Annotated in this window: 20 protein-coding genes; 9 read left to right on the forward strand and 11 right to left on the reverse strand. The window is 73.1% G+C overall.

Translation table 11 applies throughout. The annotated features are described in order from the left end of the window. Positions 1 to 28: 28 nt before the first annotated feature. Positions 29 to 259 (reverse strand): hypothetical protein, encoded by a 231-nt coding sequence (locus AC07FJ_RS09430; RefSeq protein WP_479047084.1) that lies wholly within the window; start codon positions 257 to 259, stop codon positions 29 to 31. Positions 260 to 371: 112 nt separating this feature from the next. Next, positions 372 to 1,808, reverse strand: a complete 1,437-nt coding sequence (locus AC07FJ_RS09435) for a gamma-aminobutyraldehyde dehydrogenase (protein ID WP_361428014.1) — start codon at positions 1,806 to 1,808, stop codon at positions 372 to 374. A gap of 185 nt (positions 1,809 to 1,993) precedes the next feature. Here AC07FJ_RS09435 and AC07FJ_RS09440 point away from each other — a divergent pair, with 185 nt between their 5' ends. The 9 genes from AC07FJ_RS09440 to fusA all read left to right on the forward strand — a co-directional run bounded on the left by AC07FJ_RS09440 (position 1,994) and on the right by fusA (position 12,355). Then, complete coding sequence (locus AC07FJ_RS09440; RefSeq protein ID WP_355356189.1) at positions 1,994 to 2,500, forward strand: Lrp/AsnC family transcriptional regulator; 507 nt, start codon at positions 1,994 to 1,996, stop codon at positions 2,498 to 2,500. After that, positions 2,485 to 3,864, forward strand: a complete 1,380-nt coding sequence (locus AC07FJ_RS09445; protein ID WP_479047086.1) for an aspartate aminotransferase family protein — start codon at positions 2,485 to 2,487, stop codon at positions 3,862 to 3,864. Before AC07FJ_RS09440 ends, AC07FJ_RS09445 begins: the two co-directional genes overlap by 16 nt. A gap of 219 nt (positions 3,865 to 4,083) precedes the next feature. Continuing rightward, a complete protein-coding gene (locus tag AC07FJ_RS09450; protein WP_479047087.1) occupies positions 4,084 to 4,818 on the forward strand; it encodes an ABC transporter ATP-binding protein in 735 nt (244 codons plus the stop codon). Then, on the forward strand, positions 4,800 to 5,963 hold the full coding sequence (locus AC07FJ_RS09455; RefSeq protein ID WP_479047089.1) for a hypothetical protein: 1,164 nt from the start codon (positions 4,800 to 4,802) through the stop codon (positions 5,961 to 5,963). Before AC07FJ_RS09450 ends, AC07FJ_RS09455 begins: the two co-directional genes overlap by 19 nt. 153 nt (positions 5,964 to 6,116) lie before the next feature. Beyond that, entirely contained in the window at positions 6,117 to 7,301 is a 1,185-nt protein-coding gene (locus tag AC07FJ_RS09460) for an alpha/beta hydrolase family protein (RefSeq protein WP_479047091.1), read from the forward strand. Between the two features lie 16 nt (positions 7,302 to 7,317). Beyond that, positions 7,318 to 8,433 (forward strand): LOG family protein, encoded by a 1,116-nt coding sequence (locus AC07FJ_RS09465; RefSeq protein ID WP_479047094.1) that lies wholly within the window; start codon positions 7,318 to 7,320, stop codon positions 8,431 to 8,433. Positions 8,434 to 8,537: 104 nt separating this feature from the next. Then, entirely contained in the window at positions 8,538 to 9,185 is a 648-nt protein-coding gene (locus tag AC07FJ_RS09470; RefSeq protein WP_479047096.1) for a hypothetical protein, read from the forward strand. Between the two features lie 13 nt (positions 9,186 to 9,198). After that, positions 9,199 to 9,897, forward strand: a complete 699-nt coding sequence (locus tag AC07FJ_RS09475; protein WP_479047099.1) for a restriction endonuclease — start codon at positions 9,199 to 9,201, stop codon at positions 9,895 to 9,897. Between the two features lie 391 nt (positions 9,898 to 10,288). After that, the gene (gene fusA / locus AC07FJ_RS09480) at positions 10,289 to 12,355 is read left to right on the forward strand and encodes an elongation factor G (RefSeq protein WP_479047101.1); all 2,067 of its coding nucleotides are present in this window, start codon (positions 10,289 to 10,291) and stop codon (positions 12,353 to 12,355) included. A gap of 53 nt (positions 12,356 to 12,408) precedes the next feature. On the opposite strand, the gene AC07FJ_RS09485 is transcribed toward fusA, so the two are convergent. The 9 genes from AC07FJ_RS09485 to pyrH form a co-directional block, all read right to left on the reverse strand. Beyond that, positions 12,409 to 13,977, reverse strand: coding sequence for an NAD(P)-binding domain-containing protein (locus tag AC07FJ_RS09485; RefSeq protein WP_479047104.1), 1,569 nt, complete (start codon positions 13,975 to 13,977; stop codon positions 12,409 to 12,411). A 147-nt stretch (positions 13,978 to 14,124) separates the two neighbouring features. Continuing rightward, positions 14,125 to 15,309, reverse strand: coding sequence for a carboxylate-amine ligase (locus tag AC07FJ_RS09490; protein WP_479047105.1), 1,185 nt, complete (start codon positions 15,307 to 15,309; stop codon positions 14,125 to 14,127). 46 nt (positions 15,310 to 15,355) lie between these two features. Further along, positions 15,356 to 16,372, reverse strand: a complete 1,017-nt coding sequence (locus AC07FJ_RS09495; protein WP_479047108.1) for an ABC transporter ATP-binding protein — start codon at positions 16,370 to 16,372, stop codon at positions 15,356 to 15,358. A gap of 2 nt (positions 16,373 to 16,374) precedes the next feature. Continuing rightward, positions 16,375 to 17,994, reverse strand: a complete 1,620-nt coding sequence (locus AC07FJ_RS09500) for an ABC transporter permease (protein ID WP_479048277.1) — start codon at positions 17,992 to 17,994, stop codon at positions 16,375 to 16,377. Positions 17,995 to 18,005: 11 nt separating this feature from the next. Then, positions 18,006 to 19,100 carry a thiamine ABC transporter substrate-binding protein gene (locus tag AC07FJ_RS09505; protein WP_479047110.1) on the reverse strand — a complete coding sequence of 365 codons (1,095 nt, stop codon included), beginning with the start codon at positions 19,098 to 19,100 and terminating at the stop codon, positions 18,006 to 18,008. 218 nt (positions 19,101 to 19,318) lie between these two features. Continuing rightward, the gene (rlmN, locus tag AC07FJ_RS09510) at positions 19,319 to 20,431 is read right to left on the reverse strand and encodes a dual-specificity RNA methyltransferase RlmN (RefSeq protein WP_355356219.1); all 1,113 of its coding nucleotides are present in this window, start codon (positions 20,429 to 20,431) and stop codon (positions 19,319 to 19,321) included. Positions 20,432 to 20,713: 282 nt separating this feature from the next. Then, the gene (locus AC07FJ_RS09515) at positions 20,714 to 21,892 is read right to left on the reverse strand and encodes a phosphatidate cytidylyltransferase (protein WP_479047112.1); all 1,179 of its coding nucleotides are present in this window, start codon (positions 21,890 to 21,892) and stop codon (positions 20,714 to 20,716) included. Continuing rightward, complete coding sequence (gene frr, locus AC07FJ_RS09520) at positions 21,892 to 22,449, reverse strand: ribosome recycling factor (RefSeq protein WP_361428042.1); 558 nt, start codon at positions 22,447 to 22,449, stop codon at positions 21,892 to 21,894. The genes AC07FJ_RS09515 and frr overlap by 1 nt, the downstream gene beginning before the upstream one ends. A 105-nt stretch (positions 22,450 to 22,554) precedes the next feature. Beyond that, entirely contained in the window at positions 22,555 to 23,319 is a 765-nt protein-coding gene (gene pyrH, locus AC07FJ_RS09525; protein WP_355356225.1) for a UMP kinase, read from the reverse strand. Positions 23,320 to 23,441 lie beyond the last annotated feature (122 nt).

The following is a 23,441-nucleotide window of genomic DNA, read 5'->3' on the forward strand; positions in this document are numbered from 1 at the left end:
GCGTCGCCCTCGACCGCTCGGGGCGCGCCTACTGACCGTGGGCGTCGTCCTCGTCCGCCTCGACCCCCTTGAGCGGCTCGCCGCCGCCCGTCCCCTCACCGGGGCGGAAGCCCTCCGCGGCGCTCGCCGTACCGGGGACGGTGCGGTGGCCCGCCTGGCGCTCGGCGCCCGAGTGGGCCCCGGGCTCCTTCTCCGCCCGCTCGCGGGCGCGTTTCTGCGGCGTCTTGTCCGGTGTCCTGTCGGGCGTCTTGTCGTTCATGGCCCGCGGGTACCCGCCCGGGAGACGCCCATACGCCGGAAAACGCGGACCGGGAAACGCCGAGCGGGCGGACCGGAGACCCGGCCCGCCCGCGACGGTATTCCCGAGGGGATCAGCCCAGCGAGGTCATCACGTGCTTGATGCGCGTGTAGTCCTCGAAGCCGTACGACGACAGGTCCTTGCCGTAACCCGACTTCTTGAAGCCGCCGTGCGGCATCTCCGCGACCAGCGGGATGTGGGTGTTGATCCAGACGCAGCCGAAGTCCAGGTTCTTCGACAGGCGCATGGCGCGGGCGTGGTCCTTGGTCCAGACGGAGGAGGCGAGGGCGTACTCGACGCCGTTCGCGTACGCGACGGCCTGCTCCTCGTCCGTGAAGGACTGGACGGTGATGACCGGGCCGAAGACCTCGTTCTGGATGATCTCGTCGTCCTGCTTGAGGCCGGAGACGACGGTCGGGGCGTAGAAGTAGCCCTTGTCGCCGACCCGGTGGCCGCCCGCCTCGACCTTGGCGTGGGCGGGGAGGCGCTCGATGAAGCCGCTGACCTGCTTCAGCTGGTTGGCGTTGTTGAGCGGGCCGTACAGCACGTCCTCGTCGTCCGGCTGGCCGGTCTTCGTCTCGGCGGCGGCCTTGGCGAGCGCGGCGACGAACTCGTCGTGGATGGACTCCTGGACGAGCACGCGGGTGGCCGCGGTGCAGTCCTGGCCGGCGTTGAAGAAGCCCGCGACCGCGATGTCCTCGACGGCCTTGGCGATGTCGGTGTCCTCGAAGACGACGACCGGCGCCTTGCCGCCCAGCTCCAGGTGGACGCGCTTGACGTCCTTGGCGGCGGACTCGGCGACCTGCATGCCGGCGCGTACGGAGCCGGTGATGGAGGCCATCGCGGGGGTCGGGTGCTCGACCATGGCGCGGCCGGTGTCGCGGTCGCCGCAGATGACGTTGAAGACGCCCTTGGGGACGATCGAGCCGATGATCTCGGCCATCAGCACGGTGGACGCCGGGGTGGTGTCCGACGGCTTCAGCACGACGGTGTTGCCCGCGGCGAGGGCCGGGGCGAACTTCCAGACGGCCATCATCATCGGGTAGTTCCACGGGGCGACCTGGGCACAGACGCCGACCGGCTCGCGCCGGATGATGGAGGTCATGCCCTCCATGTACTCGCCGGCGGACTTGCCCTCCAGCAGGCGGGCGGCGCCGGCGAAGAAGCGGATCTGGTCCACCATCGGGGGCACCTCTTCGGTGCGGGTGAGCGCGAGGGGCTTGCCGGTGTTCTCGGACTCGGCGGCGATGAGGTCCTCGGCGCGCTCCTCGAAGGCGTCCGCGATCTTGAGGAGGACCTTCTGGCGCTCCGCCGGGGTGGTGTCCCGCCAGGCGGGGAAGGCGGCCGCGGCGGCCTCCATGGCGGCGTCGACGTCGGCCTGCCCGGACAGCGGGGAAGTGGCGTACACCTCGCCGGTGGCCGGGTTGACCACGTCGATGGTCCGTCCGTCGGCGGCGTCCCGGAACTCCCCGTTGATGTAGTTGCGCAGACGACGCAGCTCGGTGGTCACTTGCCACCCCTCCTGTCGGTCTCGTGGTGCTCGGTGCTCGGTGTCCAAGTGCTGGACAGGCCCACCCTAGTCGCTGTGGCGACGTTTTCGACAGGCCCGACGCTCTAGAACTTCGGATTCAGTGGTATTCGATCACCAGAACAACGAATTTCCTCGTTCTCGGCTTGCGCGAGTGACGAGACTCGGTGCACAGTGGATGCGTGGCCAGTCGAAGCGCAGAGACCAGGACCGGGAATGGATCGTCCCCCGCGATCGATGCCGTGTCCCTGGCGATCATCGAACAGCTCCAGGAGGACGGACGCCGTCCGTACGCCGCCATCGGCAAGGCCGTGGGCCTCTCCGAGGCGGCCGTGCGCCAGCGCGTCCAGAAGCTCCTCGACCAAGGCGTCATGCAGATCGTCGCCGTCACCGACCCGCTCACCGTGGGCTTCCGGCGGCAGGCGATGGTCGGCATCAACGTCGAGGGCGACGTGGAGCAGGTCGCGGACGCCGTGACGGCCATGGCCGAGTGCGAGTACGTGGTGATGACCGCGGGCTCGTTCGACCTCATGGTGGAGATCGTCTGCGAGGACGACGACCACCTGCTGGATGTGATCAACCGGCGCATCCGCACACTCCCCGGCGTGCGCTCCACCGAGAGCTTCGTCTACCTCAAGCTCAAGAAGCAGACCTATATGTGGGGAACCCGATAGCCGTGAGCAAGGACCTCTCCAAGACCGCCTACGACCACCTGTGGATGCACTTCACCCGCATGTCGTCGTACGAGAACAGCCCCGTCCCCACCATCGTCCGCGGTGAGGGCACCTACATCTACGACGACAAGGGCAAGCGCTACCTCGACGGCCTCGCCGGCCTGTTCGTGGTCCAGGCCGGCCACGGCCGCAAGGAGCTCGCCGAGGTCGCCGCCAAGCAGGCCCAGGAGCTCGCCTTCTTCCCGGTGTGGTCCTACGCCCACCCGAAGGCCGTCGAGCTGGCCGAGCGCCTCGCCAACGAAGCCCCGGGCGACCTCAACAAGGTCTTCTTCACCACCGGTGGCGGCGAGGCGGTCGAGACCGCCTGGAAGCTCGCCAAGCAGTACTTCAAGCTGGTCGGCAAGCCGACCAAGTACAAGGTCATCTCCCGCGCGGTCGCCTACCACGGCACCCCGCAGGGCGCCCTGTCGATCACCGGCCTGCCGGGCCTGAAGGCCCCCTTCGAGCCGCTGGTCCCCGGCGCGCACAAGGTGCCGAACACCAACATCTACCGCGCGCCGCTCTTCGGTGACGACCCGGAGGCCTTCGGCCGCTGGGCCGCCGACCAGATCGAGCAGCAGATCCTCTTCGAGGGCCCCGACACCGTCGCGGCCGTCTTCCTGGAGCCGGTGCAGAACGCCGGTGGCTGCTTCCCGCCGCCGCCCGGGTACTTCCAGCGGGTCCGCGAGATCTGCGACCAGTACGACGTGCTGCTCGTCTCCGACGAGGTCATCTGCGCCTTCGGCCGCCTCGGCACGACCTTCGCCTGTGACAAGTTCGGCTACGTGCCGGACATGATCACCTGCGCCAAGGGCATGACCTCGGGCTACTCCCCGATCGGCGCCTGCATCATCTCGGACCGCCTGGCCGAGCCGTTCTACAAGGGCGACAACACCTTCCTGCACGGCTACACCTTCGGCGGCCACCCGGTCTCCGCGGCCGTCGGCCTCGCCAACCTCGACATCTTCGAGAGCGAGAAGCTGAACCAGCACGTGCTCGACAACGAGGGCAACTTCCTGTCGACCCTGCAGAAGCTGCACGACCTGCCGATCGTCGGCGACGTCCGCGGCAACGGCTTCTTCTACGGCATCGAGCTCGTCAAGGACAAGGTCACCAAGGAGTCGTTCAACGACGACGAGACCGAGCGCGTCCTGTACGGCTTCCTCTCCAAGGCGCTGTTCGACAACGGTCTGTACTGCCGTGCCGACGACCGTGGCGACCCGGTCATCCAGCTGGCTCCGCCGCTGATCTCGAACCAGTCCACGTTCGACGAGATCGAGCAGATCCTCCGGGCCACCCTCACCGAGGCCTGGACGAAGCTCTGATCGAAGAAACGTTCCGGGACCGCCCTCACGGTCCTTGATCGTCCGATCGTAGGCTGAACGCGGCCCGGGTTTGCCCCATCCGAGTGATGTGGGCGACCCGGGCCGTGTGCTTTTCGTACGCCCGGTCATGTATTCCTACGGTGCGCAGTGACCGATCGGCCTGACCTTCGTTCCCCCGTACGGGGGAATCCGATACGAGCTGAGACCGAGGTGTACGCCATGGTGGCCCCGCCGGACAACGACGTGCTCTGGGCACGTTCCCTCCACCACACCCACAGCGGCTCCCCCGCCCTCAGCGGTGTCTCGCTCGGTGTGCGCGAGGGCGAGATCCTCGCCGTGACGGGCCCCCGGGGGTGTGGCAAAACGACACTGCTGCGCTGCCTCTCCGGCCAGCTCGTCCCCCAGGACGGCGAGGTCTGGTTCAACAGCACCCCCGTCCACACCATGAACGCCCTCCAGCGCGAGCGGCTGCGCCGCGACCGGCTCGGCTGGATCGACCCGCACCCCGCCCTCCTCCCCGAGCTGCGGGCCTGGGAGAACGCCGCCCTGCCGCTGCTGCTGCGCGGCTCCTCGCACCGCGCCGCCAAGGCCGCCGCCATGGAGTGGCTGGAGCGGCTCGACATCGGCGACTGCGCCCGCAAGCGCCCCACCGCGCTGACCCAGGCACAGCGCCAGCGCGTCGCCGTCGCCCGCGCCCTGGTGCCCATGCCGACGGTGCTCTTCGCCGACGAGCCCACCGCGCCGTTGCACCGCGCCGACCGGGCGCAGGTGCTGCGGACGCTGACCGCCGCCGCCCGCTCGCACCGGATCACCGTGATCCTCGCCACGCACGACGCGGACGTGGCCGCCGTCGCCGACCGCACCCTCCACCTCCTCGACGGGCGGCGCGTCAACGCCGACGCCGTACGGCTCCACGACGCGGAGGGGCGCGACGCGTGCTCGCTCTCCGTCTAGCCCTGGGCGCCCACCCCCTGGTCCTGCTCCGCAGGCTGCTCGTCGCGGCCGCCTCGGCCGGGGTCGGCTTCCTGCTGCTGTGCGCGCTGGGGTACGCCGTCGGCCACCCCGGCGAGTCCGCCGCCGCCCTGCGGCGCCTGCTGTGGTGCGCGCTGCCGCTGGCGGCGACCGTGCACCTCGCCGTCGCCGTGGCCCGTACGGACCCCGGTACGCGGCCGCGCCCGGGCCTGTCGGCGATCGGGCTCGGCCCCGCGCGCATGACCGCGCTCGCCGCCGCGTCGACCGCCGTGTCCAGCGCGCTGGGCTCGGCGGTCGCCCTGCTGGTCTTCCTGCACCTGCGCGGCGACCTCACGGGTCTGCCGTTCGACGGGGCGGCGTCCGAGCTGCTGGCGGCCGGGCAGCCGCTGCCCCTGGCGGGCGCGCTCACCCTGCTCGCCGTCGTCCCGCTGACCGCCTCCACGGCGGCGGCCCTGGTGCTGCGCCCGCGCCGCACGCCCCTCCCCCGGGACGGGGGCGCCCCGCGGGAGCACGAGGAGCCGGCCGCGCGCCGCCCCCTGACCACCCCGGCCGACCTGCCGTGGGGCGTGGCCCTGATGGCGGTCGGCCTCGCCCTCGGGACGTACGCGGCGCGCGGCGCCTCCGCCGAGGCGGCGGTGCCTCCCCGCGGCGTGCTCGGCGGGTGGGTGCTCACCGCCGTGGGCCTCGTCCTCACCGGGCCGGGCGTCGCCCACCTGTGCGGGCGGGCCCTCCAGGCGCTGCGGCCGGGCGCCACGCGACTGCTGGCCGGGCGGGCCCTGATGGCGGAGGCCCGGCGCATCGGGCGGCCGCTGGGCGTGGCCTGCGCCGTGGCGTCCGCCACCCTCACCGCGACGATGCTGTACGGGGACGGGAGCGTGCGCCCCTTCGGCCCGCTGACCGGACTGGGCGCGAGCCTCGTCCTCGGCTGCGCCGCGGCCACCCTGCTCACCGCGGCGCTGGAGTCCCGCCAGACCCGTGTCGACACCAAGGACGCGCTGCTGCGCCTGGGCGCCTCGCGCGCCCTGCTGCGCATGGCCGCGGGCCTGCGCGCCCTGGTGCTGCTGGTGGTGTTCGCGCCACTGACCTGGGCCGTCGCGGAGCTGGCGGCGCTCCCGCTGCGCCGGTGAGGCGCCCGGCTCCGGTGCCTCCACCCGCACCCCGGTCGTAGGGGGCCGTCCGTCCCCGGAACGACGGGGGGCCTCCGGTCCGTCCCAGGACGGACCGAGGGACGGGCTCACGGGAGGAGGTGGCCGCAGCGCCCGCTGCCTAGCGTGATCCGCGTGAACCGGCTGCCCCGCGGCGCCACCGCCGCCCTGATCGGCCTGTCCCTCCTCGCCCTCGGCGCCGGCACGGCCCAGGCGTTACCCGCGCCCGCCACGCCGCCCCACGCCGTCGCTCCGCCCGCCGTGGGCGAGCGCGTACGCCTCGAACTGCCCCGCCCCACCGGGCCGCTGGCCGTGGGGCGCGACACCCTGCACCTGGTGGACTCGGGCCGCCCGGACCCGTGGGTCCCGGAGGCCGGGGCGCGGGAACTGATGGTCTCGCTGTACTACCCGGCCCGCCCCGGACACGGCCGGACGGCGCCGTACATGACCACCGAGGAGGCGCGGGCCTTCCTGGAGGACCGGAAGCTCGCCGGCACGGTGCCGGCCGAGACGCTCGCCGGCACCCGTACGCACGCCCGCCCGGGCGCGGCCCCCGCACGCGGCACCTTCCCGCTCGTCGTCCTGTCGCCCGGCTTCACCGCAAACCGCGCGACCCTCACACTGCTCGCCGAGGACCTGGCGAGCCGGGGGTACGTCGTCGCCGCCGTCGACCACGCCCACGAGTCGGTGGGCACCGCGTTCCCCGGCGGCCGGCTCCTCACCTGCGTCGCCTGCGACAAGGTGCCGGAGGCCGGGATGGAGGCGGTTCCGCGCCCCCGCGCCCTGGACGTCTCGTTCCTGATCGACCGGCTCACCGGTCGGCACCCGGCGTGGCGGCACGCGCGCCTGATCGACCGCACGCGGATCGGCATGGCGGGCCACTCCGTCGGCGGCGCCTCCGCCGCCGCCACCATGGCGGGCGACCCCCGCGTGCGCGCGGGGGCCAACCTGGACGGCGGCTTCTTCGGCGCGGTGCCCGCCGGCGGTCTCGGCGGCCGGCCCTTCATGGTCATGGGCACCGAGAAGAACCACGACTCGTGGGTGGAGAGCTGGCCGAGCCTCGACGGCTGGAAGCGCTGGCTGACGGTGACCGGTTCCGGGCACTACACCTTCACCGACGTACCCGTCCTCGCCGACCAGCTGGGCCTCCTCCCGCCGGACGAGCCGCTGTCGGGCGACCGCTCGCAGGCGATCACCCGCCGCTACGTGGCGGCCTTCTTCGACCTCCACCTCAAGGGCGCGGCGCAGCCCCTCCTGGACCGCCCGTCGGCGGAGCACCCGGAGGTGGTTATCCACAGGTCCGGCCGACCGGCTCGGTGACGCCTATCGTGGCCGCATGGCACACACTCACCGGCACGGCCACGACCGTGAGATCGAGACCCTGCGGGAGTTCGACGAGGTCGTCGCGCGCGGCGGTCTCGTGGGATACCGCGTCCAGTCCGTCGACCTGACGGACCGTACGTCCGCGCTGCTCGCCACCCCGGTGACCGGCGCGATATTCCTCGGCTGCCCGATGGAGCCGGACGCGGCGGCGAAGGTGCGCGCCGAGGGGGCGCTCGTCTTCCCGCCCGTACCGGACCTGCCGTTCGACCCCTATCGCGGCCTGCTGTACTCCCCGGACGAGCTGTACGCCGGCCTCGACGGCGGCGGGTACGAGGCGACGGCCGACGCCCGCGCGTACGCGTGGTTCCAGCGGACCAAGGCGGACGGGGACGTCTTCGCCTCGATGCTGCGCGCCGTGCACGACGACTCGGTCTCCGACGCGCTCGACGAACACCTCGCCGGGGCGCGGGTCGTCGGCGTGATGGGCGGCCACGCCATGGCGCGCGGCACCGACGCGTACGCCGGTGCGGCGCGCCTCGGCCGCACCCTCGCCCGCACCGGGCTGACGGTCGCGACCGGCGGCGGGCCCGGCGCGATGGAGGCGGCCAACCTGGGCGCGTACGCCGCCCCGTTCGAGGACGCCATGCTGGAGGAGGCGCTGCTGCTCCTCGGCAAGGAGCCGTCGTACGGCGCGTCGGTGGGCGACTGGGCGCGCGCGGCGTTCGAGGTGCGGTCGCGCCGGCCCGGGGGCGGCGACTCGGTGGGCATCCCGACGTGGTTCTACGGGCACGAGCCGCCGAACGCGTTCGCCGGGCACATCGCCAAGTACTTCTCCAACGCCACACGTGAGGACGGCCTGCTGGCCCGCTGCACCGCGGGCGTCGTCTTCCTGCCCGGCGCGGCCGGCACCGTGCAGGAGATCTTCGACAACACGACCCCCAACTACTACGAGTCGCGCGGGGAGCCGACCCCCATGGTGCTGGTGAACCGCACGCACTGGACGGACCACCTGCCGGCCTGGCCCCTGCTGCGGGCGCTGGCCGCCGAGCGTTCAATGGAGGCCCGGATCGCGCTGGTGGACACGGTGGACGAGGCCCCGGAGGCGCTGGCGCGGCTGACGGCCGCGTAGGAGCACGCGGGAGGCGGTGGGCCGGGCGCCGTTTCGGGGGCGGAATCGGGGCAACCTGCGAGACCAACAGCCTTTGGGCACAAGCGGATCGAGGAAGGCAGTCCATGTCCACTGTCCTGATCGTCGTCGCCCTCGTGGTGTTGGTGGCCCTCGCGGGCGCGGCGTTGTACTTCTGGAAGAGCCGGTCACGCGGGCTCGACGGCCCCGCGCTGAAGCAGCGGTTCGGGCCCGAGTACGACCTGGCCGTCGCCCGCCACGGCGGCGACACCGAGGCCGCCGAGCGGGAGCTCGCCGGGCGGGTCGAGCGGTACGGCCGCCTGCGGCTCCAGCCGCTCGCGCCCGAGGCCCGCGAGCGGTACACCGAGCGCTGGGAGGCGCTGCAGAAGCGGTTCGTGGACGCGCCGCGCGAAGCGGTCGCGGAGGCGGGCGCGCTGCTGGACGGGCTGGCGCAGGAGCGCGGCTTCCCCGCCGCCGCCGACCACGCCCACGACGAGCAGGTGGCCGCCCTGTCGGTGCACCACGCCGGGAGCGTCGACGCCTACCGCCGCGTACGCGGCCGGGCCACGGGCGCGGCGGACGGCGTCGGCGCCGGTACCAGCGCCAGTACCGGCACGGAGCAGCTGCGTACCGAACTGCTCGAAGCCCGTCGCCTCTTCGACGAGCTGATAGCCGACGGGCGCCGGACGCCCCACCGGCACCCGGAGGCGCGCGGCGGCCGCCATGTGCCGCGCCCGCGCCTGTCGCGGTCCTGAGCGGAAGGCCGCTGTGACGACCTCCACTCGCCCGCCGGCCTCCACAGGACCGGCTTCCACGGGCACCGGGGCCGCCGCCCGCCCCGGTGCCCCTTTCCGGCGCCCGCGCCTCCGGCTGCGTGACGTCGTGCTGGCCGCCGGGCTGGTGGGCATCGTCCTCTGCGGCACCGCGACCATCGCCCGCGCCGCCGCCGACGACGCGTCGGGCGTGCCGGGCGCCGTGCTCGCGGCCCTCGGCCTGGTGGCGGTCGCCGCGGTCCTGGTCCGGGCCGCGGCGCGCCACCGCCGCCGGGCCGCCGCCGCGAAGGCTCCCGCGGACCCCGTCGACTACGACGCCATGGACCCGAACGCGTTCGAGCTGGCCGTGGCGGAGCTCTGCGTCCGGGACGGCTGCGTGGACGTCGAAGTCGTCGGCGGCGCGGGCGACCTCGGCGCCGACGTGGTCGCCACCGCGCCCGACGGGCGGCGCGTGGTGCTCCAGTGCAAGCACTACGGCCCGGGCAACAAGGTCGGCTCCCAGGACCTCCAGCGCTTCGGCGGCACCTGCTTCGCGGTCCACGAAGCCGACGTCGCCGCCCTCGTGACGAGCAGCGACTTCACCGAACCGGCCGCGGAGTACGCCGCCCAGTGCGGCATCGTCTGCTGCGACCGCGCGGCGCTCGACGCCTGGACGGAGGGCACGGGCCCCGCTCCGTGGTCCCCCGGCCGGTGAACCCCGCGAAAAGAGCCGCGCCGGAAAGAGCCGCGCCGGAAAATCCGGTGCCCCGGGCCGGCTCGGCTCGCTACTCTCGCTGACGCGCCGTCACACGATCGCGGCGCGCCATCCGGCCATCGAGCCGACCGGCCATCGAAGGGAGCCCGACGTGCGTGACCACACCGCCGTCGCCGTTCCCCGGTCGCGGTACGACGTGATCCCGGTGTCCTCGTGGGCCCGGTGGCGGCTGCGCGGCCGCCACCGGATGCCCGTGACGAGCATCTGACACCTCACCCTCGCCGCCGCACGCCGACGCACGCCCGCGTCGGCGTGCCCCGGTCCGCCCGTCCCGGGAATCGCGCCGCCCTGTTCGCGATCACCCGAAAGGCCCCAGGCCATGCGCACGCCCATGCGTACCGTACGCAACCTCGGCATCCTCGCCCACGTCGACGCCGGGAAGACCACCCTCACCGAACGGATCCTGTACGCCACCGGCGCCACCCACAAGCGCGGCGAGGTCCACGACGGGACGACCGTCACGGACTTCGACCCGCAGGAACGCGACCGGGGGATCACCATCTTCGCCGCGGCGGTCGGCTGCGTCTGGGACGGCCACCGGATCAACCTCATCGACACACCCGGCCACGTCGACTTCTCCGACGAGGTGGCCAGATCGCTGCGGGTCCTCGACGGAGCGGTCGTGGTGTTCGACGCCGTCGCGGGCGTCGAGCCGCAGAGCGAGGCGGTGTGGCGCCAGGCCGACCGGCACGGCGTGCCGCGTATCGCCTTCGTCAACAAGCTCGACCGGGCCGGTGCCGACCTCGACACGGCGGTCGCCTCCTTGCGGGACCGGCTGGGCGCGGTCCCGCTGGTGGTCCAGCTGCCGATCGGCCGCGAGGGAGGTTTCACGGGCGTGGTGGACCTGGTCCGCATGCGCGCGCTGCTCTGGGAGGGGGAAGGCGCCGGCTCGTACGCGGAAGGCCCGGTCCCCGACGCGCTCCGCGACGAGGCGTACCGGCGCCGCCGGCTGTTGGAGGAGGCCGTGGCGGAGCTCCATCCGGCGGCGCTGGAGGAGTTCTGCACCGGGTCCGGGGTATCGGACGGGACGCTCGCCGCGGCGCTGCGCGACCTGACCCTCGGGGGCGAGGGCGTGGTGGTGCTGTGCGGTGCGGCGTACCGCGACCGCGGGGTCGAGCCGCTGCTGGACGCCGTCGTGGCGTACCTCCCGTCGCCCGCGGACGTCCCGCCGGTGCGCGGCACGCTGGACGGCGCGGTGCGGGAGCGGCCCGCCGACCCCGGGGCGCCGTTCGCCGCGCTGGTCTTCAAGGTGCAGGCGACCGCCACCGGCCGGCTGTCCTGCCTGCGCGTGTACGCGGGCACGGTACGGAAGGGGGACGCGGTGCTGGACATGGGCACGGGCCGTACGGAGCGGATCGGCCGGATCCTGCGCGTCCAGGCCGACCGGCACGCGGAGGTGGACCGGGCGTCGGCCGGGGACATCGTCGCGGTGGTGGGGCTGAAGGGCGCCCGCGCCGGGACCACCCTGTGCGCGCCCGGCGACCCGCTGGTCCTGGAGCCGCCCACGGTGACGGACCCGGTCGTGTCGGTTGCGGTGGAGCCCCGCCGCGGCCTGGACACCGACCGGCTGGCGACGGCGCTGGCCCGGCTGGTCGAGGAGGACCCGTCGCTGACGGTGCGGACCGACCCGGAGACGGGTCAGACGGTGCTGTCGGGGATGGGCGAACTGCACCTGGAGGTGGCGGTGGAGAAGGTCCGCCGGGCCCACGGCCTGGAGGTCCGGGTCGGCCGGCCGCGCGTGGCCTATCGGGAGACGGTCGTGCGCGGGGTGTCCGGGCTGACGTACCGGCACGTCAAACAGGACGGCGGCGCGGGCCAGTTCGCCCATGTCGTCCTGGACGTCGAACCGGCCGACGGCGAGCAAGAGAGCGGGGACGAAGGGTTCGTCTTCCGGTCGGCCGTCGTGGGCGGGCGCGTACCGCAGGAGTACGTCCGGGCCGTGGAGGCCGGCTGCCGGGACGCCCTAGCCGAGGGGCCGCTGGGCGGCCATCCGGTGACCGGGGTGCGGGTGACCCTGACCGACGGGGCCACGCACGTCAAGGACTCGTCCGAGACGGCCTTCCGCACCGCCGGCCGGCTGGCGCTGCGTGAGGCGCTGCGCGCGAGCGTGGTGACGCTGCTCGAACCGGTCGTCGAGGTCACGGTGACCGTGCCCGACGACGCCGTGGGCGGTGTGCTCGGCGACCTGGCGGCACGCCGCGGCCGGGTGTCGGGCTCCACCACCCGGGCCGGCACCGCCGTGCTCACGGCGACCGTGCCGCTGGCGGAGCTGTTCGGTTACGCGTCCCGGCTGCGGGGCCGCACCCAGGGCCGCGGCACCTTCACCACGCGGCCGGCCGGGTACGCGCCCGTACCGGCGGGGGTGACGGAGCAGGTGCCGAAGGTGGCGTCCCGCTGATGCGCGGGCGGCCCCGCCCCCGGTCGGGCGGGGCCGCCTCGGCGGCGGCGGCCCTACCGCTCCTGCTCCCGCAGGAAGGCCCGCAGCGGCTCCACGTGCCGGTCGGGGCGGCGCCACAGGGCGCGCAGGTCCTCCAGCAGGTGGCGCTCGGCGGCGATCTCGCCGTGCCTGTAGCGGCGGATCACCGGGTGGAGGAACGCCGACTCGTGGGCCCGCTCGGGCACGGGGCTGCGGCGGATGGCGAAGATGTCGGCGTGCTCCTGGCGGCCCCAGCGCAGGCCCAGGGTGTAGAAGTCCTCGCGGTCGCCGAAGCGGGCCACCGCGTAGTCCTCGGGCAGGTCCTCGTAGTGCCGTACGCGTACGCGCCCGTCAACGGTGTCGAGGACGAACACGTCGACCAGGTACTCGAACTGGGTCCACAGCGCCGAGGACCAGTTGACGCGGTCCAGCATCGTGTCGGCGAGACGGTCGGGATCGGCGTCGACGACGGCGTACTCCAGCGGGCGACCGTCGTACCGCTCGGCGAGGAGGCGCGCCAGGGTGCGCAGGTTGTAGCGGAAGCCGTCGATGAAGGGCGAGGCGGCGTGCTTGGTGTCGCGGGCCTGGGCGAGGGTGCCGGCGAAGTAGAGCCCGTCGACGTTGGCCGACTGCCAGTCCGGCCCGGTCGCGGGAAAGCGCCCCGACGCCACGAGCTCCGGGCGGCAGTCCTCGCCGAAGGGCGTGTCGTCCATCCGGAAGCCGGTGCACCGGATGACGGTGTCGTACTCCAGCGACTCGCGCTCCCCCTCGGCGAGGGTGTAGGTGATGTCGACCCGGTACGCGTCGCCGGCCGGGCGTATCTCGTCGATCTCGCACTCCAGGACCCCGTGCAGGGTCTTGAACCAGTAGCCGTCCAGCAGCGCGCCGTACTGTCCGCGTACGTCGCCGGGGTGCTTGCTGTGCCAGGCCAGGCGCGTCGGGTGCGGGGAGGCGAGGTGGAGGAGGGCCGCGTGGTCGAGGAGCGGGGTCGCGGTCTCGAAGGCGGAGTTGCCCTTGCCGATGATCAGGACGCGCTTGCCCCGGTACGCCTCGGGGTCGAGGGGCGCGGACTCGTAGCCCTGCGCGTACTCGATCCCCTTGACGGCGGGGACGTACGGGCCGCCCCACCCGGTGGCGACGATCAGGCAGTCGCAGGTGAAGAGGCGTCCGTCGGCGGTGGTCAGGCGGAAGCCGCCGCCGCCGCGGCGGATCTCCGTGACGTCGGCCCCGAAACGTACGTGCGGGACGTGGGCGCGCTGGAAGTCCTCCAGGTACGCGGTCATGGTGTCGGCGTGCGGGAACCAGTCGCCGCTGTAGTCGGGGAACAGCGGCCGCGCGGTGGGGGACAGCAGCGAGTTCCAGTCCCAGCGGAGCCGGATCTCCGGGTCCTCCTCGACGGTGTGCACCTTGTTGAGGGAGATCAGCCGCCGGTGGCGGGGGTAGCGCCGGAAGAAGCCGCCGGGCGCGTCCTCCCGTTCCAGTACGACGTGATCGGCGCCGGCCGCCGTCAGGAAGCACCCGAGCTGGAGCCCCGCCGGCCCCGCCCCGAGCACCACGTAGCGGTGGTGCTCGCCCGTCCCGGCTTTCCCGTCCGCTGTCACCATCGGCGCCTGCCCCCTCCGCCGCGCTCCGGATCGCATGGTGCCGCCATCATCGCCCGGTGGCGGCCGCCGCGCAGGGCGGTCACCGGCCACTGCGCCACGCCTACGCCGTCCGTCCCGCGCGCGGGACCGTCCTGTGCGTAGGGCCCGTCAACGGCGGCCCGGGTCGGGGAATCCCTCCGCCCCCGTCTGCGCGGCCAGCCACCGCACGGCACCGGCGAGCGAACCCGCCGCGGCGGCCGCGGCCCGCTGCCGCGCGGCCCCGCAGCCGTGGCGCAGGAGCCACCGCAGCCCCGTCTCCACCAGGTCGGCGTCCCCGTGGCGCACCAGCGCCGGGCGGGCGTACGCGACCATCCGCTCGGCGAGCAGCGGCGCGGGGACGGCCCTGCCGGTGGCCACGTCGAGCCCCACGCCGTCCAGCCCGTCCCGGGCCGCCCGCCAGTAGGCGGCGCGCAGCACCTCCGCCGACGGCGCGGGCGCGGGCTCCCCGCGCTCGCCCTCCCGCAGCGCCACCGTGACCAGGGCGCGCACCAGGGCCGCGAGGAACGCCGATTCGGCCGCGGTGCCGGTCATGTCGGCGACGCGCACCTCCAGGGTGGGCAGCCGCGCCGAGGGGCGTACGTCCCAGAAGACGGTGCCGCGGTCGACCAGCGCGCCCGACTCGGCCAGGGCGCCGAGGACCTCCTCGTAATGCGCGGGCGAGTGGAAGTACGGCGGCGGGCCCGCCACCGGCCAGCGCCCCCAGGCGAGCGCCCGCCAGGTGGCGTAACCGGTGTCGCGGCCCGCGAAGTACGGGGAGTTGGCCGACATCGCGAGCAGCACCGGCAGCCAGGGGCGCAGCCGGTTGCCGACGTCCAGGGCGCGGGGCAGGTCGGGGATGTCGACGTGCACCTGGAAGGCGCACATGGACATCTCGTCGTGGAGGGCCCGGTAGGTCGCCATGCCCTCGGCGAAGCGCTCCCCTTCGGTGAGGGGCGGCGGGACGACGTCACCGAGGACGGGCAGCCCGGACGCGACGACCCGCAGCCCTTCGCGCGCGGCGGCGCGGGCGACCGTGCGCCGCAGGGCGAGCAGTTCGTCGCCCAGGTCGCGGGCGTGGCGGTGCGGGGCGCTCTTGGTCTCCACCTGCAGCGTGGTGATCTCCGCGGAGAACCGGCCGGCCGCGCCGGGGGCGCTCGCGCAGTGCTTCAGTACGGCCGGGGCGCCGGGCGCGGCGGCCAGGGTCGCGGCGTCGACGAGGAGGAGCTCCTCCTCGACCCCCATCGCCGGCATGTCGTACGCGTCCATGGAGCCCTCCCACCACGGTTCGGGTGCCGTGCGGACCGCGCCCACCATGACAGGGAGCTGACGGACCGTCAACGACGCGCCGCCGCCCGCCGCCTCAGTCCAGCACCACGACCTCGTCCGCCGCGAACGTCACCCCGACCACCGCGCCCTCCTCCGGCGCGTCGCGCAGGGCGCACTCCGCCTCCAGCGGCGGGCCGGTCTCCGGGCGGAGCCGTACGGCGACGTGGTGGCCGCGGAAGGTGCGGGCGTCGACCTGGCAGCGCAGGCCGTCCGCCGGGTCGCCGAGCCGGACCCCGGCGGGGCGGACGAGCAGGCGGGCGGCGCCCTGCGGGGCACCGGCGGGCACGGGGACCTTGCCCCACGCGGTATCGGCCGCCTCGCCGGCGACCGTCGCCGCCACCACGTTGTCGAAGCCCAGGAAGCGGGCGACGAACTCGGAGGCCGGGCGGCGCCACACCTCCAGCGGCGTGCCGCTCTGCTCGACGCGCCCGGCGCGCATCACGACGACCCGGTCGGCGAGCGCGAACGCCTCGCCCTGGTCGTGCGTGACGGCGAGCACCGTCGTCCCGAGCCGCCCGAACAGGTGCCGCAGCTCCACCACGAGCCGCTCCCGCAGCCCCCGGTCCAGCTGCCCCAGCGGCTCGTCGAGCATGAGCAGCCGGGGGCTGGGCGCCAGGGCGCGGGCGAGGGCCACGCGCTGCTGCTCGCCGCCGGAGAGCGCGGCCACCGCCCGGCGCCCGGCGCCCGGCAGGCCCACCAGCTCCAGCAGCTCGGTCACGCGGGCGGCCTGCTCCCGCTTCGGGGCGCCGCGCATGCGCAGCCCGAAGGCGACGTTCCCGGCGACGTCCCGCTGGGGGAAGAGCTGGTGGTCCTGGAACATCAGCCCGACGCCGCGCCGGTGCACCGGCACCCCGGCCTGGTCCGCGCCGTCCAGCAGCACCCGGCCGCCGTCCACGGGCTGGAGACCCGCGACGACCCGCAGCAGGGTCGACTTGCCGCTGCCGCTCGGGCCCAGCACGCACACGATCTCGTGGTCGGCGACCGCGAGGTCCACCGCGTCGAGGGCGGCGCGGGCCCCGAAGCGTACGGTCACGCCGTCTAGGCGCAGCATGGTCAGAACTCCCCGGAGCGGTTGACACGGATACGTTCGAGCAGCAGCAGCGCCACCGCGCACACCACCATGAGGATCGTCGACAGGGCCATGGCCTGTCCGTAGTTGAGCTCCCCGGGCCGGCCGAGGAGCCGGGCGACGGCCACCGGCAGCGTCGGGTTGTCGGGCCGCGCGATGAAGACGGTCGCCCCGAACTCGCCCAGCGACACGGCGAACGCGAACCCCGCCGCCACCAGCAGCGCCCGCCGCACCAGCGGCAGGTCCACCTCGCGCCACACGCGCCACGGCGACGCCCCGAGCACCGCCGCCGCCTCGCGCAGCCGCTCGTCCACGGCCCGCAGCACCGGCAGCATGGTCCGTACGACGAAGGGCACGCCGACCAGGGCCTGGGCCAGCGGCACCAGGATCCACGACGAGCGCAGGTCGAGCGGCGGCTCGTCCAGCGTGATGAGGAAGCCGAAGCCGACGGTGACGGCGGACACGCCGAGCGGCAGCATCAGCAGCGCGTCGAAGCCGCGCACCAGCCGCCCGGCCCGCCGGGTGAGCGCCGCGGCCGCGAGCCCCCCGACGGCCAGCGCGATCGCGGTGGCGGCGAGGGCGTACTGGAGCGAGTTCCCGATCGCCTCGACGGGCGGCACGAGGAAGGTCCCGCCGCCCGCGTCGGCGTCCTGCAGGGCCCGGTAGTAGCCGAGCCCCCCGGCGAAGGAGCGCTGCACGAGCACCGCGAGCGGCAGCACGAGCAGCAGCGCGACCGTCACGAGGACGGCACCCAGCAGCGCCCACTGCCCGGCCCCGCGCGGCCGCCGCGCGGTCAGTCCGGCGTCCACCAGCTTCAGCGCGGTCTCCCGCCTGCGGACGGTCCAGGCGTGCACGGCGAGGACGGCGCCCACGGCGGCGAACTGCACCAGGGTGAGCACGGCCGCCGTCTCCAGGTCGAGCAGCTGGGCGGTCTGCCGGTAGATCTCCGCCTCCAGCGTGGCGTACGCGGGCCCGCCGAGGATCTGTACGACGCCGAAGGAGGTGTACGTGAAGAGGAAGACCATCAGCGCCGCGGCGGCCACGGCGGGCGCGAGCGCGGGCAGCGTCACCCGCCGCCACGCCCCGAACCGGGAGGCGCCGAGCACCCGCGCGGCCTCCTCCTGGCGCGGGTCGAGCTGCGCCCACAGGCCGCCGACCGTGCGGACGACGACGGCGTAGTTGAAGAAGACGTGCGCCAGCAGGATCGCCCACACCGTGGTGTCCAGCCGTACGCCCCACAGCCCGTCGAGGAGCCCGCCCCGCCCGACGAGCGCGAGGAAGGCGGTGCCGACGACGACGGTCGGCAGCACGAACGGCACGGTCACCACCGCCCGCAGCACCTGCTTGCCGGGGAAGTCGAAGCGGGCGAAGACGTACGCGCCCGGCAGCGCGACCAGCAGGGTCAGCGCGGTGGAGGCGAGCGCCTGCCAGGTGGTGAACCAGAGCACGTCCAGGATGTCCGGGCGGCCCAGCACCTCGCCGAGCCGCCCGACCTCCCAGGCCCCCTCCCCCGTCCGCAGGCCCCGGCCGACGATCGCGGCGACGGGGTAGGCGAAGAAGAGGGCGAAGAAGGCCACGGGCAGGACCATGAGCCCCGCCCGCAGGCCCGTACGCCTTACTTCAGGACGAGCGAGGACCACGACTTGATCCACTGGTCACGGTTCTCGGCGATCTTGGCAGGGGCCAGGGTGTGCGGCTTGTCGACCGTCACTCCGTGCTTGGTGAACAGCTCCGGCAGCGTCGCGTCCTTCGCGACCGGGTGCACGAACATCTGGAGCGGCATGTCGTCCTGGAACTTCTTCCCGATCAGGAAGTCGATCAGGGCCTTGCCGCCGTCCGGGTTCTTCGCGCCCGTCAGCAGGCCGGCGAACTCGATCTGGCGGAAGCAGGTGCCGGTGGAGACCCCGGTCGGCGCCTCGGCCGGCTGCGGCGTGGCGTACAGCACCTCGACCGGCGGGCTGGAGGCGTACGACACGACGAGCGGCCGGTCGCCCTTGGCCTGCTTGCCGCCGGCGGAGCCGGAGAACTCCTGGTTGTAGGCGAGCTCCCAGCTGTCGACGACCTTGACGCCGTTGGCCTTCAGCTTCTTCCAGTAGTCCTGCCAGCCGTCGTCGCCGTACTGCGCGGCCGTGCCGAGCAGGAAGCCGAGGCCGGGCGAGGACCGCTCGGGGTTCTCGACCACGAGGAGGTCCTTGTACTGCGGCTTGGCGAGGTCGTCGAAGGTCTGCGGCGGCGCGAGCTTCTTGTCCGCGAAGTACTTCTTGTCGTAGTTGACGCAGATGTCGCCGGTGTCGACCGGCGTGACACGGTGCTTGTCCTGGTCGAGCTGGACGTCACCGGGGACCCGGTCGAGGCCCTTGGCCTCGTACGGCTCGAAGAGGCCGTTGTCGAGGGCGCGCGACAGCAGGGTGTTGTCGACGCCGAAGAAGACGTCGCCCTGCGGGGCGCCCTTGGTGAGGATCGCCTTGTTGACGGCCTCGCCGGCGTCGCCGCTCTTCAGCACCTTGACGGTGTAGCCGGTCTCCTTGGTGAACTCCTTCAGGACGGCCGGAGAGGCGTTGAAGGAGTCGTGGCTGACGAGCGTCACGGTCTTCGACTTCGTCCCGCCGCCGGCGGAGTCCTTGGCGGACTCTCCGCCGCAGGCGGTGAGCGTCGTGACGCCCAGCGCGGCGGCGAGCGCGCCGACCGCGATCTTCTTGGTGGTGCTCACTGAGATTCCTCCTGGGGGTGTCCAGGAAGAGACGCGGCCCCGCCCGCCGCGATCGTGCGGCGGGCAGGGCGCAACAGCTCGAGTAACGACCGAACTTCCTACCCAGAATGACCTGGGCGAGGTTCAGAGGGTCTGCGGCCTGGACGGTTGCCGCACTCTCAGCGCTGTGGCGCTCCCCTGTCGGAATATGCAGATGTGTTCGAGCTCAGACTACAAGGTCAGCGTTCCGCGGCCGCGAGCTGTCCACAGGCGCCGTCGATCTCCTGCCCGCGGGTGTCCCGGACGGTGACCGGTACGCCGTGGGCGGCGATCGCCTCGACGAACGCCTTCTCGTCCTCGGGGCGCGAGGCGGTCCACTTGGAGCCGGGGGTCGGGTTCAGCGGGATGAGGTTGACGTGGACGCGCTTGCCCTTGAGGAGGCGGCCCAGCAGGTCGCCGCGCCAGGCCTGGTCGTTGATGTCGCGGATGAGGGCGTACTCGATCGAGACGCGGCGGCCGGACTTCTCGGCGTACTCCCAGGCGGCGTCCAGCACCTCGCGGACCTTCCAGCGGGTGTTGACGGGCACGAGGGTGTCGCGCAGCTCGTCGTCGGGCGCGTGCAGCGAGACGGCGAGGCGGCACTTGAAGCCCTCGTCGGCGAAGCGCAGCATCGCGGGCACGAGGCCGACGGTGGAGACGGTGATGCCGCGCTGCGACAGGCCGAGGCCGTCGGGCTCGGGGTCGGTCAGCCGCCGGATGGCGCCCACGACCCGCTTGTAGTTGGCGAGCGGCTCGCCCATGCCCATGAAGACGATGTTGGAGAGGCGGGCGGGGCCGCCCGGCACCTCGCCGTCCCTGAGCGCCCGCATGCCGTCGACGATCTGGTGCACGATCTCGGCGGTCGACAGGTTCCGGTCGAGGCCGGCCTGGCCGGTGGCGCAGAAGGGGCAGTTCATGCCGCAGCCCGCCTGCGACGAGATGCACATGGTCACCCGGTCCGGGTAGCGCATGAGGACCGACTCGACGAGCGTGCCGTCGTGCAGGCGCCACAGGGTCTTGCGGGTGGTGTCGTCGTCGCACGAGATGTGCCGTACGACGGACATGAGGTCGGGCAGCAGCTCGGCGGCGAGCTTCTCGCGCGAGGCGGCCGGGATGTCGGTCCACTCGGCGGGGTCGTGCGCGTACCGCGCGAAGTAGTGCTGGGAGAGCTGCTTGGCGCGGAACGGCTTCTCGCCGATCGCGGCCACGGCTTCCTTGCGCTCGGCGGGCGTGAGGTCGGCGAGGTGCCGCGGCGGCTTCACGGCCCCGCGGGGGGCGACGAAGGTGAGCTCTCCCGGGGCGGGGCGTGGCATGACCTGGTACTCCTCAGTAAAGACGAGGCCGCGGTACGTGAGCCGGGTGACCTCACCGGATGGTCCCCGTCCCGAAGGGGCCACGGGGCCGAAAGGGCCCGCCGCTCCGATGCGACGAGCCCTTCCAGGGTAACCGGACGGCGGTTCGGCCTGTTCCCGTCAACCCGTGCCGACGAACAGCACCAGCAACAGCCACACCACCGGCGCCGTCGGCAGCAGCGAGTCCAGCCGGTCCATACCGTGCCTATATGCGGCTACCGCCGCGTGGCGCCATGGCCACCGTCAACCCGTGCCCACGAACAACACCAGCAACAGCCACACCACCGGCGCCGTCGGCAGCAGCGAGTCCAGCCGGTCCATGATGCCGCCATGGCCCGGGAGCAGGGTGCCCATGTCCTTGATGCCCAGGTCCCGCTTGATCATCGACTCGCCGAGGTCGCCGAGCGTGGCGCTCACCGCGACCGCGAGGCCCAGCAGCAGGCCCTGCCACCAGGCGCCGCCGTCGATGGCGAACTCCATGCACAGCGCGCCCGCCGCCATGGCGAACGCCACCGCGCCGACCAGGCCCTCGCGCGTCTTGCCGGGGCTGATGCGCGGCGCGAGCTTCCGCTTGCCGAAGCGCCAGCCGACCGCGTACGCCCCGGTGTCACTGACCACGGTCAGCAGCAGGAAGGTCAGCACCCGCCACGATCCGTCGTCGGCGGTGAGCATCAGCGCCACGAAGGTCGCCAGGAACGGCACGTAGAAGGCGGCGAAGAGACCGGCGGTGACGTCCTTGAGGTAGCCCTCGGGCGGTTCCGTCATCCGCCACACGAGCACGGCGAGCGCGGTCAGCGCCATCGCCACCCATGCGCCCTCGGCGCCGCGTACGTACCCGGCGACGACCATCGCCACGCCGCCCACCGCGAGCGGCACGAGCGGGGCCTTGATGGACTTGCGCTCCTGCAGGCGCGAGGTGAGCTCCCACAGCCCGACCACGACGGCGACCGCGACGACGCCGACGAACACGTCCTTGAGGATGAAGAGCGACGCGATGACGACCGCGCCGAGGCCGACGCCGACCCCTATGGCGGCCCGCAGGTCGCGCCCGGCCCGCTTCTTCGGCGGAGACTGGTGGGGCTGACCCGGCTGACCCGGCTGCTCCGGAGGCTGCGTCGCTCCCGACGGCGGCGTGGGCATGGGCTCCTGCGGCATCTCGTCACGGAACAGGGGACCGCTCAGCCGAGCGGTCCCCCGGTCACGGTGGTCGTCGTCCTGGTCTCCGCCGACGTGTCCTCCGGCGTATCCGCCAGGGGGAACATCGGCGGGTACGACGGGCATGGGGCGGGTCCGGCCCGCTTCATGCCCCTCATATGCGGGGCCCGCCGGGGTCTCCGGGGCGTGTGCCCCCGGAGCGTACCCCTGGTCGGGCGGACCCCAGTGGCCGCCTTTCGGCGGGGTCCCCCAGGAAGAGTCGTTCATCAGACCTCGAGCAGCTCGGCTTCCTTGTGCTTGAGCAGCTCGTCCACCTGCGCGACGTACTTGTGGGTGAGGTCCTCGAGGTCCTTCTCGGCGCGACGGCCCTCGTCCTCACCGATGTCGCCGTCCTTGACCGCCTTGTCGAGGGCGTCCTTGGCCTTGCGGCGCACCGAGCGGATCGACACCTTCGAGTCCTCGGCCTTGCCCTTGGCGACCTTGATGTACTCGCGGCGGCGGTCCTCGGTGAGCTCGGGGAACACCACCCGGATGATGTTGCCGTCGTTGCTCGGGTTGACGCCGAGGTCCGAGTCGCGGATGGCCTGCTCGATGTTGCGCAGCGCGCTCTTGTCGAACGGGGTCACCACGGCCATGCGCGGCTCCGGCACGGAGAACGACGCCAGCTGGTTGATCGGGGTCACCGCGCCGTAGTAGTCCGCGACGATCTTGTTGAACATGGCGGGGTGCGCCCGTCCGGTACGGATCGCGGCGAAGTCCTCCTTGGCGACCAGGACGGCCTTCTCCATCTTCTCCTCTGCCTCGAGGAGGGTCTCTTCGATCACCACTTGCTCCTGCGTGTCTTGAGTAGGCGCGTCTTTACGCTCTGCACGGTGTCCGACCGGCAGGGCTTTGTCCATCCCCGGGATCAGGGCACCGGGGAGGGTGGGTCAGTTCCTGGTGCCCTGGTCGCTCACGAGAGTGCCGATCTTCTCACCCTTCACCGCGCGGGCGATATTGCCCGCCGCGAGCAGCTCGAAGACCAGGATCGGGAGGTTGTTGTCGCGGCAGAGGGTGATGGCGGTGGCGTCGGCGACCTTGAGGTCGCGCGAGAGGACCTCGCCGTACTCCAGCGCGTCGAACTTCACCGCGTCCGGGTTGGTCTTCGGGTCGGAGTCGTAGACCCCGTCCACACCGTTCTTGCCCATGAGAAGCGCCTCGGCGTCGATCTCCAGGGCGCGCTGCGCGGCGGTGGTGTCGGTGGAGAAGTAGGGCATGCCCATACCGGCGCCGAAGATGACGACGCGGCCCTTCTCCAGGTGACGGACGGCGCGGAGCGGGATGTATGGCTCGGCGACCTGGCCCATGGTGATGGCGGTCTGGACGCGGGAGTCGATGCCCTCCTTCTCCAGGAAGTCCTGGAGGGCGAGGCAGTTCATGACCGTACCGAGCATGCCCATGTAGTCGGAGCGGGCCCGGTCCATGCCGCGCTGCTGGAGCTCGGCGCCGCGGAAGAAGTTGCCGCCGCCGATCACTACGGCGATCTCCGCGCCGTCGCGTACGACCGCGGCGATCTCGCGTGCGATGGCGTGTACGACGTCGGGGTCGACGCCGAGGCCGCCTCCGCCGGCGAACGCCTCACCGGACAGCTTCAGCATGAAGCGGCCGGCCTTTTTGCCGTGGTTGTCGTCGCCTTGTGCGGCGCCCTGATTCATGGAGATCTCCTCGTGCACATACGAAGAAGGCCATTGCCGGGGTAACTGCTCTCCCTAGCGGCAATGGCCTCCTCGTCAGATCTGCGGGCGTCCGGTCGCTCACGCGCCGACGTCCACGTGGG

The organism is Streptomyces sp. NPDC045998 (assembly GCF_056430285.1).